The following is a 14,374-nucleotide window of genomic DNA, read 5'->3' on the forward strand; positions in this document are numbered from 1 at the left end:
GTCCGTGTTTCAGGCCTGATATTCCGAAAGTAGAAAGCAAGCTTCATCATCGGAATAAAAGAGCATGGGGCCAAAAAAGCCCCATTTCTATCATTCAATTCTTTAGGAACTTATAGATTCCCCAATCGTTCTTGTACTAGGGCTATGCAGAATTCCCGCAATGGCTCGATTTTGATATGGTCAAGAATTTCTCCTGCAAAAGCATAAAGCAGTAGGTTTTTGGCTTCTACTTTACCGATTCCTCTCGCTTGAAGGTAAAACAAGGCTTCATCATCTAGCTGACCAGTGGTACAGCCGTGGGAGCATTTTACATCGTCAGCCCATATTTCCAATTGTGGTTTGGTGTTGATGATGGCATCTTCGGACAAGAGGATGTTATTGTTTTGCTGGAAAGCATTGGTTTTCTGTGCATCTTGGCGCACAAAGATTTTTCCGTTAAACACACCTCTTGACTTATCTGCAAGCACGCCCTTATAGAGCTCATTGGACTCCGCATGCGGCATGGTATGATCCACATTGGTGTGGTTGTCCACATGGGTATTGCCGTTAAGCAAATACAGACCGTACATATTACCCTCACAGCCGCTGTCTCTTAGGTTAAGGGTTAGATTGTTTCGGATAAGGTCACCTTTAAGGGAGAGTGTCACTGTCGAAAGCGTGGCATCACGATGGATATCGGCTTCGAAGTTATTTACTTCTATCGCTGCTTCACTTTCGTTCTGTATTTTGTTAAAGTAAAGGTGTGCATTTTCATTGACCTTCACCTCCGTCAAGCTATTTAGAAAATAGGGATCATCATCTACGCTGATGATCCGTTCGATAAAGGTAGCCTCAGCATTGGCTTCTCCCTGGATAAATACCCTTGGTGCGATGACTTGGCCATCATTTGCCTGGCAAAAGTGCAGCAATAGGATAGGCTTTTCCACCACTTTATTTTTAGCGATGTGGATATGTAGCCCATCTTCAAATAACACCGTGTTCAAGGCATTAAACGGCTCCTTTTCGGGTTTTGCAATGGTGCCGATTTTGCTGGATGCATCAGCATCAAGATCCTGGAAAGCGGAGATGGTATAATTTTCTTCCGTAAAGGTAGAGAGAGTGGCATCAAAATGACCATTGTTAAATACCAAGATATCTGCCTCCAGCTCTGGGATCAATGCTGCCTTTACCTGTTCAGCTGTCAATGAAAACTTACTGGCCACTTGAAGATTGGAAATTCCATTCTCCAGTTTTTTACTGATCGGAGTAAATTTGTACTCCTCTGCTTTGGGGGCTGGCAATCCTTCTTTTTCCAGGATATCGGCGGCGGTTTGCTTTAGTGTAGGCAAAATGCCAACTGAAGCATTGCGGGCGATATCCAAGAAGGAATCCGTTAGTTTATTTTTAGCTATTGTAGTCATGAATATTCAAGAAATGTGTGGTTTGACAATTGGACGAGTCGAGGATTAGACAGAAGCTCCGTCTACATCCGCTTTGATCCAGTCATATCCATTTTCTTCAAGATCCAATGCCAGTTCCTTAGCACCTGATTTTACGATTCTACCTTTATAAAGTACGTGTACATAATCAGGAACAATGTAATCCAGTAGTCGCTGGTAATGCGTTACGACGATGGTGGCATTGTCTTTTGACTTGAGTTGATTGACGCCATTGGAAACGACTTTGAGGGCATCGATATCCAAGCCTGAATCGGTTTCATCCAAAATGGATAGGGTAGGCTCCAGCATGGCCATTTGGAAGATTTCATTTCTTTTCTTCTCACCACCGGAAAAACCTTCGTTCAGGGCACGGCTCATTAATTTTTGGTCCATTTCGACCAATTTCATTTTTTCCTTCATCAGTGAAAGGAATTTTACAGCATCCAGTGCTTCTTGGCCTCTGTATTCCCTCACTTGGTTTACAGCAGTTCTCAGGAAGTTGGTAGTGCTTACACCTGGGATTTCCACTGGGTATTGGAAAGCCAAGAACACGCCTTCTCTGGCCCTGTCTTCAGGATTCATGTCTAGTAAATCCTTGCCTTTGAATGTCACTTCTCCATCTGTAACTTCATATTCTTCCCTTCCTGCCAATACTGAAGCCAATGTCGATTTTCCGGAACCATTTGGGCCCATGATGGCATGGATTTCACCTGCTTTGATTTCGAGGTTAATTCCTTTCAGGATTGGTGTTCCTTCAATAGATGCGTGTAAATTTTTTATGGATAACATGATTTGAACTGATTTCTTTCTGAAAATTTGGTAATAAAGAAGCATAGGGGAACATGTATGGTTCCCCAGCTTTTGCATAGAATGTCTGGTGGATTATCCCACGCTTCCTTCCAAGGTCAAGGCCAGAAGCTTTTGGGCTTCCACCGCAAATTCCATTGGAAGTTGGTTCAATACCTCTTTGGCGTAGCCATTTACGATGAGGGCTACTGCATCTTCGCTGTCAATCCCACGTTGGTTACAGTAGAAAATCTGATCTTCTCCGATTTTGGATGTAGTGGCTTCGTGCTCTACCTTGGCAGTAGGGTTTTGGATGTCAATGTACGGGAACGTGTGCGCTCCACATCGGTCACCCATCAGCAGGGAATCACACTGCGAGAAATTTCGCGAATTGACTGCTCTTTTCATGACTTGTACCTGCCCTCTGTAGGAGTTTTGGCTATGGCCTGCAGAGATACCCTTTGATACGATCCTCGATTTGGTGTTTTTCCCAATGTGAATCATTTTGGTACCGGTATCAGCTTGCTGATAATTATTTGTTACTGCTACCGAGTAAAATTCACCTACGGAATTGTCTCCCTTAAGAATACATGAAGGATACTTCCAGGTTACTGCAGAACCAGTTTCTACCTGTGTCCAAGAAATCTTGGAGTTGTCACCGGCACAGATACCTCTTTTGGTCACAAAGTTGTATATACCGCCTTTGCCATTTTTATCCCCTGGATACCAGTTCTGGACAGTGGAATATTTGACTTCGGCGTCTTTGGCAGCGTAGATTTCTACTACTGCTGCGTGCAATTGATTCTCGTCTCTTTGTGGTGCTGTACAGCCTTCCAGGTAGGATACATACGACTCATCCTCAGCCACGATCAAGGTTCTTTCAAACTGACCAGTGTTCGCTGCATTGATCCTGAAATAAGTAGAAAGCTCCATGGGGCATCTGACTCCTTTTGGAATATAGCAGAAAGAGCCGTCCGAGAATACGGCAGAGTTTAGTGCTGCGTAGTAATTGTCGGTCATTGGGACCACAGAACCAAGGTACTGCTTCACCAATTCAGGGTGCTCATGTACTGCTTCACTGAAAGAGCAAAATACAATTCCCAATTTGCTGAGTGTTTCCTTAAACGTAGTGCCTACCGACACAGAGTCCAATACGGCGTCGACCGCTATGCCCTGAAGTTTCTTTTGCTCATTGAGACTGATGCCCAACCGTTCGTAAATTTGCAAAAGTTCCGGGTCTATCTCGTCCAAACTTTTAGGTTTGCTTTTCTGCTTTGGAGCAGAATAATACTTCAAAGCTTGGAAGTCTACTTTGGGGTAATTGACGTTGGCCCAATCAGGCTCAGTCATATTTTGCCATGTACGGAAAGCCTTAAGCCTCCATTCGAGAAGCCATGTAGGTTCCTCTTTCTTGGCAGAAATCCAACGGATAATTTCTTCATTCAAACCGGCAGGAGCCTCATCAGCTTCAAAATCAACAGACCAGCCGTGTTCATATTCTTTCGAGGTGAATTCCTCTAAAATTTCGTTGTCTTTGCTCATAAAGCGAGTTATTTAGACTAATTACATTTTGTACCGCAAAGATATAACATTAATCTAAAATTATATGTTCAATGACAATGAAAATTCTTTATGGGAAATAGAAAAAAACTATGTGCAGGGTATGAAAAACAAAAGTTTTCGCAACCAAAAGCACTAAATCCGTGCTTTTGGTTGCGTGGAAAAAAGTCAATTAAAACTCTAAATATTTATTTGATTTTTTAATTTAGATTTAATCTAAATAATTATTTTTTCTAAGCAAAACTACTTAGCATCTTGCTCAAAAAGCTGTATCGGTCGATTTATACTTTCTTCTAGTACAATAAGTGTTTCTGTTCTGTCGATTCCGTCCACTTTTTGGATTTTGTTCAGTACGTCTCTCAGATGGTTGGTGTCCTTACAGATTATCTTCGCAAAAATGCTATAATTACCAGTAGTGTAATATGCATTAACCACTTCGGAAATTTCTTTCAGCTTTTCGATAACATTATCATAAAGTGAACTTTTTTCAAGGTAAATGCCTAGATACGCTGAAATGTCATACCCCAATTTTGAAAAATCAATGTTGAGCGTAGCACTTTTGACAATTCCCATATCTTCCAGCTTACGCATTCTCACGTGAACAGTACCAGAAGAAACGTAAACCTTCTTTGCGATCTCCGTATAGGGGGTTTTTGCGTCTTCATTAAGTAATGAGATGATTTTCAAATCAACATTGTCAATATCTAAATTTTTATCCATTATTTAATTATTTGGTTACCTTTATTTGAATAAAGATGCATTCAAATTGTTGAATTGTCAAAATTTACACGAAGATTTTTTTTGATTTGCAAAATAACAAAAAATGTATTTACTTTGGGATTACATTGTTAAGGAGGGTGAAAATTTTGAGAACAATCGATTAATTTAAAATTAACTATTGTTTTGTGATGAATTCCTTACTGAAACAATGGTTTTTGTATTGAAACTTTTAATCTCTAAAGTTATATTTGGGTTTATATTCTGAAAAGGGTCTTGCTACTGGCAAGACTTTTTTGTTTTAGTGCTAGCCACATCCAAATCCTACCACTGATCTAACAATTGATGAATAGTTTGTGGATATATCCTTAAATTTTGACCTTCATTTGATATATACTTATATTTTCTAAAAAGCCCTTTTATAAATGAACAGATTGAAAGTTGTTTTGTTATTGATGCTGGTAAGTTGGAGTGCATATGGCCAGCAGAAAAGACCCCTTGTACATGATGATTACGACGGTTGGGAATCCGTATCATCTACCACAGTCAGTCGTAATGGCCAATGGGTAGGTTTTGAAATCAACCCTCAAGATGGTGACGGCCACTTGGAAGTAAGCCTTCATGATGGTACGGGAACCAATTTTTCGATAGCAAGAGGCGATCACTATTCCTTTTCACATGACAGTCATTGGGTAGTAGGGAAAATCCTTCCGGAAAAGGATACTGTCCGCATGCTCAAACTAGAGGATAAAAAGGACATGCCAAAAGACAGCTTGTTCATCCTTTCTTTAGAGAAAGGAGGCTTGGAAAAGCTTTCACGCGTGAAATCCTATAAAATACCAGAAAAGGAAGGCAACTGGCTTGCTGTGCATTATGAAAAGGAGGAAGAGGATAAAGATGAAACCGAAAAGGACAGCACTGAGAAAGAAGCATCCAAAAAGGAAAAACAGCCCAAAACTGATGGGACACTTTTGCAGGTGAGGAATTTTGATGGTTCCATTACCTATGAAATCCAGCGAGTAGCCCAATATGGTTTTTCTGAAAAGGGGGCATATCTCTATTTTGTCCAAGCGGAAGAAGATACCCTGGATAATGCGGCCATTGGTCTGCTGGACTTAGAAGTAGGCCAACGGACAGTTATTGACACGGGAATGGCCAAGTACACAGATGTGGCTTTTTCGAAGGATCTTAGACATTTTGCCTATTTGGCCTCGGGGGACTCTGCCAAAGCAGAAAAGCCTTATTACCAGCTGTTTTTGCATACTATCGGTAAGGAGGGCTGTGAGCCAATTGTAACCAAGGATACGGAGGGACTTTTGGCAGAAGGTAAAGTAGCTAAAAGCGGTAACCTGAAGTTTTCAGAAAATGGAAACAGGTTGTTTTTTGGGGTCAGTGAAGATTATAAAGCCTATGCATATGAAGATGACACCACCATTCTCGATGAGGAGCGGGTGTCGCTGGATATCTGGAGTTGGAAGGATGATGAAATCCAGCCAATGCAATTGGAAGATAAGGAAAAAGAAGCCAATAAATCATTTTTGGCGGTCTATGATCTAAAAGACAAAGCAGTAGTCCAGCTTGGTGATCGAGCAGTGGACAATGTGAATCTCGACAAAGATGCCAAGTTTGACTTGGTAATTGCTACGGACGATAGCCCTTACCGGATCAATTACAGCTGGGATATCCAGATCGGAAGGGATATCTATTTGATCGATGTGAAAACAGGAAGTAAAAAAATGGTCATCAAAGGTGCCAAAGGCTATCCAAGCCTGTCTCCTTCAGCGAAATATGTGAATTGGTACAGTTATCCAGATAGTGCATGGTTGGCGTACGATATTGCGCAAGAGAAGACCATTGATCTTACCGCAAGTATTGATGATGATTTTTATGATCAACTCCACGACAGCCCCAGCTTGCCACGATCATATGGAGCGGCTGGATGGACTGAGGATGATAAAGCGTTTATCGTTTACTCCCGTTATGATATTTGGAAAATAGATCCAAGTGGCAAAAAGGCACCCGTAAATATCACTAAAGGAACCGGGAAAGCGCAACAGACCCGTTACAGAAGGGAAGTGCTGGATAGAGAGGAGGAATTTATTGATCCCAAGGCTCCCTTGATCCTACATGCCTTCCATGAAAAAAACAAAAGGAGCGGGTATTTTAAGGGTGATATCAATGGAGACCAAGCTCCTGAGCAAATGATTTTTACTGATCATCGTTATTATGGTTTGGAAAAAGCCAAGGAATCAGACCAAGTCATTGTGAGACGCTCCACCTTTCAAGATTACCCAGACGTTTATGCCACGGATTTAGACATGGAAGACTTGACACAACTTTCCCATGCCAATCCGCAGCAAAAGGATATCAATTGGGGAACAGTAGAGCTGACAGAATATATGACACTTAAAGGCGATAGCCTGCAGGGGATGATCTATAAACCAGAGGATTTTGATCCAAATAGAAAATATCCTTTGATGGTATATTTTTACGAAAGAAGATCTGACAGCTTTCACAATTATATCAGTCCTGCACCGAGTGCTTCCATTATTAATATTTCCTACTTTGTGAGCAATGGCTACGTGGTTTTTGTGCCGGATATCAAATACGATATCGGACATCCCGGCAAAAGTGCCTATGACTGTGTGGTGCCAGGGGTAATGTCTGTAGTAGAAAAAGGCTATGTGGATACCGACAATATGGCCATTCAGGGACAGAGCTGGGGAGGATATCAGGTGGCTTACCTTATCACACAGACGGACATGTTCAAGGCAGCAGGTGCCGGAGCTCCTGTGGCCAATATGACTTCTGCATACGGTGGCATCCGCTGGGGATCTGGCATGAGCAGGATGTTCCAGTACGAGCAGACACAGTCCCGGATAGGAGGGACGCTTTGGGAAAAGCCGATGGAATATATCGAAAATTCCCCGTTGTTCTTTGCCGATCAGGTCAATACTCCCGTGCTGATCATGCACAATGATAAGGATGGGGCCGTACCATGGTATCAGGGCATAGAGTTTTTTATGTCCCTTAAGCGGAACAGGACGCCTGCGTGGCTGTTGGTTTACAATGGAGAAGACCACAACCTTCGCAAGAGGAAAAATAGAAAGGACTTGTCCATCAGGCTAAGCCAGTTCTTTGACCATTACCTGAAAGGAGCACCTGCGCCGTTATGGATGACAGAGGGGTTGCCTGCAGTGGAAAAAGGGCGAACACTGAAATATGAGTTGTCTCAATAGCTCGCTGATGACGCTGATTTAGCGGATAATCACTGATTCAGTTATAGAATGGGCCACTGATGCATGGATGATCGGTTATGGTATCCGTGCATCAGTGGCATTATTACGTTCATCGACTAGTGAATAATACTTTTTATATATTTTTATTACGTAAATATTGTTTTTTTAATAATAAATTTCAATAAATATTAATTTTCACTTTATTATTTCGTTTTTTTTCTTGAATAAGAAGTTGCTGGTAAGCAGCTTTTTTAAACTCAGCATTGTTTCATTTAAACTGATTTTCACAATGAAAAGAACCTATTACTCAGTGTATTGATTGTCATGGTTTATCTGGCGGGATGCCAGACGGTCAATGAAGAAGAGATTGCCCCACAGTCAGCAGAAGGAGATAAAGAAGCACCCGAGCAGCAAGTCGCACAGGTAAAAGACTGGTTTGAGCAGAACGAAGCAGACCTCAACCAGCGAAGTAAAAGGGGAAATACCAATGCCCGAGAGGCAAATCCGGATGCATTTTTTGCACCCTTTACCGAGAAATTGCCGGACTGGGAGGACATGCACAGCTATCGGTTTCCCGATGGGAGACAGGTCTATGAGGTGTCCCTGAAGAACAGGCAGTATGTCATTCCCCGGCCGGTGCGGGAGACACTTGGAGAGGAGGACATCGATAAAAAGGTACTCCAGAACATGTTGTTCATCGAGCGACAGGGTGGTGGCTATGATATCCTAATCGCCCGCTACTACCCGGCCAGTGAAGCCGATGTAAAGGCCTTTGACGAAATCAACTACGGCATGCTGGCAGATGGATGGAGCGGAACGGTGGATGTGTACGGGTATGACGAGGGGCATGCGAACGGTTTCAAAATAGAAAACGGTATGGTGTTGAAAAAGTCGGAATACAGGATAGCCAAGGATAACTCAAGCAAAATAGCATCTTCATGGGGTAATTGTACAGGCTACTGGATAGAATACCCATACCATTCACAACTTTATTATGATCAATGGGTTTTATATGGAGGTTTAGCTGAAGGGCCACCATCAACATATGTGGAATCGTGCTGGTTTCCAACAACAGCTCCGGCTGGGCCACCACCAAACGGAGGGAGTACTTCAGGACAAAATCCATCCCATAATAATATTTCCCAAATCGAGGATCAGTTGAAGAATCCTTGTATGAATTCTTTTCACGATATTTGTTTTCCACAGCCTGGGTCCTATTCTCAGCCCACAGATGCCCAGCTTAAAAATCAGATTAAGGACAAGCCATTTGTCTTATTGAAAGATGTACCCTGTGAAACATTAAAAAAATGGATAGCGACGGCAAAACATACCGTTGGGCAGGTACAGATCGATAAACTCAAGAAAATTGCCAACAATTCCACGATAAAGATAAATGGAAAACCGACCTATTCCGATATAGCTCATATACAGAAGCTGGATGACGCTTATAGCACGGTAGTGAATATGGATTATTTTCCGGTGACGGTGACACAGCTCCCACTGATCAATGGAAAGCGAGCCACCCCGGCGCAGTTTCTCAGCCATATCAGGAAGAATATCAATAGCTTTGTGAATACTTACTATAGCAAATTCGCCCCTTATAACGCCTATGGGGCGGATGACACTAAATTATGGAATTCCTCCAATCCATTTGGGGCTGTGGTGGGAATTGATATCAAGGGGCCGGATAATGGCTCGGTGATTGTGAGCGGGTACACCAGCAGCAAATGGACCTTTACTACGGTACATGATCCTAAGTACAGTAACCATCCGGTAAGCGGCAACAGGGATTTTGGTTATATTAAGAACGCCAATGGCTCCTATACCTTCTATACCCGGGGCGTGGACAGGTTGACCAGTTGGGAAGGGACTTTCGCTCAGTGGATGTCGGATAAGATATCTGAAGAAAACAAAGTGCCCAGTCCCTTTGGACAGGCAGACAAATTATGGAAATCTTTCCAATCAAAATTAACGGATTATGTCAACGGGCATGGAGGGAAAGCCAAGACATCAAGTCCTCAGGTAGAAAGGCCCGACTGGAAGGATGTAAAAGATGTGATGGAAGGCAAAAAGTCTCTAAGTACTCTAAGCAAAGATTGTGAATAGACATGGAAATTATAATTATGAGGAACATCTTAAAATATAGCTATTACATCCTATTTTCCATAAGCCTTTTTTGGATTCTTTTTTATACATTTATGCCTTTTGGAGGCTACGGTGGGGCGGTGTGGGGGATTCTCCAAGAGGGATTATATAGCTTTGAATATGACGACTTTGAGGGGCTTGAATGGCTAGGTCGGACATATCAAGTCCTGAATATCATTACGGCTTATATCTATTTTACTTCAATTTTGCTTTGTTTTATTTCTATTTTCCTATTTAGGAAGAATAAGCTAAAAAGATATAGGTTTGGCGTATTTTTTGGGCTGATGATGATTTTGATGATAGTAATATAATTAGTGCCACTAAGAAAAAGGCTCTAAATGTTTAGTATGGCTAAACGTGCTAAACACTGTGGCTACTTGTTTATGTTTGTAGGATGAATAGTACACAGATTTTTGAGATGGCATTAGGGCTTGAGAAGCCTTGGTACGTAAAGGAGATTAAAATGGACCAAGCCGAAGGTGCTGGGCATGGCCAGATAGATATTTACCTTGATTTTGAAAAGGGCCATAGGTTTGCGGGTGGCAAGGTGTATGATACGATGGAGCGTACGTGGCAGCACCTCAATTTCTTCCAACACACCTGCTTTCTCCATGCCCGGGTTCCTCGGGTTGAAAATTCTACAGGAAAGGTGGAGACCGTACAGGTTCCCTGGGCACGTCCTGGGAGCGGTTTTACCCTTTTGTTCGAGGCATTTGGGATGTTGCTTATAGAGTCTGAGATGCCGGTCAACAAAGCTGCCGGTGTGCTGGATATTTATCCCAGCGTCTTTGGAACATCTTTTCCTACTGGATCAAAAAAGCCTACAATGCGGACGAGCAATCAGGGGTAAAGGTGCTTGGCATTGACGAGACCTCTTCAAAGAAGGGCCACCGTTATGTGACCGTAGCGGTCGATATGGAGGAAAGACGGGTTGTCCATGCATACCTTTCTTATGAACAACGTACAAATCCTTTTGAGGATCCGTATGATGCCATACGGCAATATAGTATGGCCCATGGGGTGACTGATGGCAATGCGCTCCATCACGAGTTTATGCCGGCTTATGTCAGTGCGGTGGCCTCTTCACTGCAGCGATGGGATGCTAATAATGGCGGCGGCAATCTGGATTGGTCATACTACGAGGCGATGGCCTGGGGCGGTCTGACCCATCACGGAGAAGGCGGTCCAATGACGGAGGCATTTAAGGCGAATTTCCCGAATAAATGGGATAGAGATAGGATACTGAAAATTTTAGCAAATGAAGCGACAGGAAATGGCCAGGCAAAAGGGGATAAGTGTGATTAGTGTTTTGTTGGTGATAGTAGCGGCAATGGGCTGTGCTTCGGCGCCCTTGACCACGGAGATCGGAGAAGATCATAAAATGGCGTATGAAGTGATCAATCTTCTTCCGCTCTCTGAGCGAGGGCTTTACTATAAAACGCTGGATAGGGATGATCCTTCTATTTATGGAATGCTGGACTATGCAACGATCAACCAAAACAACCGCAAGGAAAGCTTTGTCCTGGAACTGGAGCGGTATATGGACCTGGACACCGTGTTCACCGAGCGACAGCGTATCGAACTGGACCGCAAGCTAAAGAGTGTGGAAAGCGTGGAATTGGACAAAAGACGGCTAAACGTAAAGCAGTTAAGATATGATCATAAGGAAACGGGCAAACTGGAGAAAATTACTTTTCCGGTATTCCAGAAAGACGCCAAAGGCAGCCTATATGCTATTTTGTATTATAGCTGGGCCACTCCCCAGTGGTTCAATGGCGCCTCGAAAATATACATCTATAAGAGGAAGAACGGCAAATGGGAAAAGTTCGCGATGGTATTCGTTTCCATAACTTAGTTGACATTGGTCTGGAGGTAAGGTCACGGATGCACTGATTAAAATATTCCCCGAAGGGTCGGGGCAGGCTATGCATCCGTGGCCCGCTTTTGTAATGCAAAGGTAGTAAAATACACGTTCATGATATCGGCTTCTTTTTTCTCGAAAAGTACGTCAATCTTTGAGGAAAATTCATCGGTCAGCTTTTGGACTTTATCTTCTGCTCTTTTGACATCATCTTCCGAAAGACCTTCTATTTGGAGTTTTTTCAGTGAATCATGGGGCTCTTTCCGGGCACTCCGGATGCTGATCTTGCCGTTTTCGCATTCGAAACTGCTGTTTATCAAGCGCGCCGGAGGGGGCTAAGATGTGCTGATCGCCCGCTACTACCCGGCCAGTGAAGCCGATGTAAAGGCCTTTGACGAAATCAACTACGGCATGCTGGCAGATGGATGGAGCGGAACGGTGGACGTGTATGGGTATGACGAAGGGCATGCGAAGAGCTTTGTCATAGAAGGGGGAAGGGTAGTGAGTGCAGCTAAATATTGAACAGGGCAAAGTGACAGCAAAAGGTCAGGAGCTAATGCTATGATGTGCACAGGTATGTGGGTCCATTTTCCATCATATCATGTTTGGATGGGTGTAGGAGCTAACCAGTCACAATATGTGACAGTCTGCGATGATTATTTTCATACCAACGATGATGGAGCTCATACTATTTTAGAGCCATCCAACCAAATGGGGTATACAGGAAGTAGCGGAGGCCCAGGATCCAAATGGGGATCAGATCCAGCAATGCCCGATCCTACTTGTCCGAAATATTATGGTTCCCAGTGTTACCATCAGCCGGGATCCACTTATGAGGCTTTAGTTAAAGGATATACCGAAACTTTAACACCTGATGATGGTTATACATTTTATGGCGAAACTGATTATATACCGAGTTCCATTACTCTAAAAAATGGTAATACTGTCAAAGTCACTTTTGGAGTTACTAATAGTGATGACAAGAGTGCTAATCAAAAAGTAGCGCAACTTCTTATTAAGGGTATAGAGTTTGCGCTTAATGAGGCAAATAACAACTTGCCAGCATCTGGGAAATTAACAGAATAGAGGTCAGAGTTTAGCTACATATGATTTGAGCTTGGTAAACCTTGCCTCTATCGACCATTCTCTTGATGAGGTTATGGAACACTCTTAGTTTGGACTGTGACCTGTTCAGCCTGTAGCAGAATTCGTTGAAATACCTTCCGATGCGTTTCCTGCTTACCCATGAATAGGTTGTTTTTATCCAGTACTTTACCTGGTGAATCATGGTGTGCATGGCCTTGAAGTTTTGCCCATGAAGACTTGGGACCTGTTCTATATGGTAATCTTTGGCGATGGGCCTGTACCCCCGCCATTCATCTGTGGTGACACTCGCCCCTTTGCTGATATGCCCTTCAAAGATGCCTTTGAGCGATTTGGAGGAGAAGTCATCAATGGGCAGGGCATAAAAACGCCTGACCTTGCCCTGATCGGTCAGCTGGACTGCGCACACGGCTTTTTCTTCTTGCTGTCATAACTCCTACCGGGCTTGCCATCCTCTTTTCCGCCCACAACAAACTCATCCACATGCACTTCCCCGTCCATAGGGGAGTTGCCGCTGGATTTCATTGCTTCCCTGACCTTGTGCATGAACAGTCGTGCGGTGTTCTCGGCTACCCCATAACGGACAGCCATATAGCTGGCAGACAGGCTCTTTGTGCTCGTGGACATCTCAAAGCAGATAAAGAACGCCTTTCGGAGACCGAATTTCACTTTGTGGAAAAGCGTACCGGCACTGGCCGTTTCCGTGTCACTGCACCTGTTGCACGTCCGGGAATAATCCTTGCGCACTTGGCTGCCGGAATGACCGCATTTCCTACAGGTATAGCCCGGATCCCATTTGACTTCCGACAGGTATTTCTTGCAATCTACATCGCTTTTGAACCGATCAGAGAACTCCAGAAGGTTCTGTCCTTTAAAAATATCGATATTAATGCTCATTGAGTGGATAAATATATGAATTTACCTGATGGCCTCAATGAAATTATTTATTGTTATTATTTTGACAAGCGCATGTCTGTTAAACTTCAAAGCACAATCTTCCGTAGTTCAGGATATTTCTGATGAATTATCCCTGAATTATGTCCTGTCCAATATCGATAAGGTGGATTATTCCTTTTATGGTCTCTATGAGCGTAGTTTCTTTGTAAGTGTCTATACTATTTTTGATACTAAGGCTACACCAAAAGGCTATTTTGAAGGCCATGATAGTGTCCTTTCCAGTGTTTTGGTATCGGTAATGCCTGATGGGGATTATTATACCAAGAGCAATCTCTATAAAATAGAAGGGCTGTTAGACCCCAAGGTTCAGGGTATTGCGGAAACCACTTATCCAGATTTTGAGCTATTGGTAGAGCATGGAAAGTATGGTAATAGAAAAACTGAAAAGTATAAACTTCACTTCAAAGAGTAATGAGGAATAGCACGCTGATGACACTGATTTAGTGGATAATTGCTGGGATGCCTGTCCGGGGCATGAGTCGAAGGGTGCAATCCTGAACCGGAATAATGGGGATTTGTAATCCCCACATGGATTTCCCGGTGTTGTGTTTTATTCTGCGAAGTAAAATCAGGTTCCGAAACGAAAA

12 protein-coding genes and 2 pseudogenes are annotated in these 14,374 nt (G+C 43.1%); 8 read left to right on the forward strand and 6 right to left on the reverse strand.

Annotated features, from left to right (window positions below; all coding sequences use genetic code 11):
- Nucleotides 1-110: 110 nt before the first annotated feature.
- The 4 genes from sufD to FKX85_RS14475 form a co-directional block, all read right to left on the reverse strand.
- Entirely contained in the window at nucleotides 111-1,400 is a 1,290-nt protein-coding gene (gene sufD / locus FKX85_RS14460) for a Fe-S cluster assembly protein SufD (protein ID WP_141615413.1), read from the reverse strand.
- Nucleotides 1,401-1,445: 45 nt separating this feature from the next.
- Nucleotides 1,446-2,207: a Fe-S cluster assembly ATPase SufC gene (gene sufC / locus FKX85_RS14465; RefSeq protein WP_141615414.1), complete on the reverse strand. Its 762-nt coding sequence runs from the start codon at nucleotides 2,205-2,207 to the stop codon at nucleotides 1,446-1,448.
- A gap of 93 nt (nucleotides 2,208-2,300) precedes the next feature.
- Nucleotides 2,301-3,746, reverse strand: coding sequence for a Fe-S cluster assembly protein SufB (gene sufB, locus FKX85_RS14470; protein ID WP_141615415.1), 1,446 nt, complete (start codon nucleotides 3,744-3,746; stop codon nucleotides 2,301-2,303).
- A 261-nt stretch (nucleotides 3,747-4,007) separates the two neighbouring features.
- On the reverse strand, nucleotides 4,008-4,484 hold the full coding sequence (locus FKX85_RS14475) for an Lrp/AsnC ligand binding domain-containing protein (RefSeq protein WP_015266856.1): 477 nt from the start codon (nucleotides 4,482-4,484) through the stop codon (nucleotides 4,008-4,010).
- A 422-nt stretch (nucleotides 4,485-4,906) separates the two neighbouring features.
- On the opposite strand from FKX85_RS14475, the gene FKX85_RS14480 reads away from it, so the two are divergent.
- The 5 genes from FKX85_RS14480 to FKX85_RS14500 all read left to right on the forward strand — a co-directional run bounded on the left by FKX85_RS14480 (nucleotide 4,907) and on the right by FKX85_RS14500 (nucleotide 11,720).
- Nucleotides 4,907-7,720 carry an alpha/beta hydrolase family protein gene (locus tag FKX85_RS14480; RefSeq protein ID WP_141615416.1) on the forward strand — a complete coding sequence of 938 codons (2,814 nt, stop codon included), beginning with the start codon at nucleotides 4,907-4,909 and terminating at the stop codon, nucleotides 7,718-7,720.
- Nucleotides 7,721-8,044: 324 nt separating this feature from the next.
- A complete protein-coding gene (locus FKX85_RS14485) occupies nucleotides 8,045-9,826 on the forward strand; it encodes a hypothetical protein (protein ID WP_141615417.1) in 1,782 nt (593 codons plus the stop codon).
- Nucleotides 9,827-10,259: 433 nt separating this feature from the next.
- Entirely contained in the window at nucleotides 10,260-10,715 is a 456-nt protein-coding gene (locus tag FKX85_RS14490) for a helix-turn-helix domain-containing protein (protein ID WP_141615418.1), read from the forward strand.
- Nucleotides 10,716-10,717: 2 nt separating this feature from the next.
- Nucleotides 10,718-11,170: a transposase gene (locus FKX85_RS14495; RefSeq protein ID WP_141615419.1), complete on the forward strand. Its 453-nt coding sequence runs from the start codon at nucleotides 10,718-10,720 to the stop codon at nucleotides 11,168-11,170.
- A complete protein-coding gene (locus FKX85_RS14500; protein ID WP_141615420.1) occupies nucleotides 11,124-11,720 on the forward strand; it encodes a hypothetical protein in 597 nt (198 codons plus the stop codon). Before FKX85_RS14495 ends, FKX85_RS14500 begins: the two co-directional genes overlap by 47 nt.
- A gap of 68 nt (nucleotides 11,721-11,788) precedes the next feature.
- Here FKX85_RS14500 and FKX85_RS14505 read toward each other — a convergent pair.
- Nucleotides 11,789-12,028 (reverse strand): annotated as a pseudogene (locus tag FKX85_RS14505) (ribosome recycling factor); the annotation flags it as partial.
- A 40-nt stretch (nucleotides 12,029-12,068) separates the two neighbouring features.
- On the opposite strand from FKX85_RS14505, the gene FKX85_RS14510 reads away from it, so the two are divergent.
- Nucleotides 12,069-12,248 (forward strand): hypothetical protein, encoded by a 180-nt coding sequence (locus FKX85_RS14510; protein WP_141615422.1) that lies wholly within the window; start codon nucleotides 12,069-12,071, stop codon nucleotides 12,246-12,248.
- A gap of 87 nt (nucleotides 12,249-12,335) precedes the next feature.
- Nucleotides 12,336-12,812 (forward strand): hypothetical protein, encoded by a 477-nt coding sequence (locus FKX85_RS14515; protein WP_141615423.1) that lies wholly within the window; start codon nucleotides 12,336-12,338, stop codon nucleotides 12,810-12,812.
- Between the two features lie 10 nt (nucleotides 12,813-12,822).
- Here the strand turns inward: FKX85_RS14515 and FKX85_RS14520 are convergent.
- A pseudogene (locus FKX85_RS14520) lies at nucleotides 12,823-13,715 on the reverse strand (IS1595 family transposase).
- A gap of 49 nt (nucleotides 13,716-13,764) precedes the next feature.
- Here FKX85_RS14520 and FKX85_RS14525 point away from each other — a divergent pair.
- A complete protein-coding gene (locus FKX85_RS14525; protein ID WP_141615424.1) occupies nucleotides 13,765-14,199 on the forward strand; it encodes a hypothetical protein in 435 nt (144 codons plus the stop codon).
- Nucleotides 14,200-14,374 lie beyond the last annotated feature (175 nt).

Source organism: Echinicola soli, assembly GCF_006575665.1.
Lineage (GTDB): Bacteria > Bacteroidota > Bacteroidia > Cytophagales > Cyclobacteriaceae > Echinicola > Echinicola soli.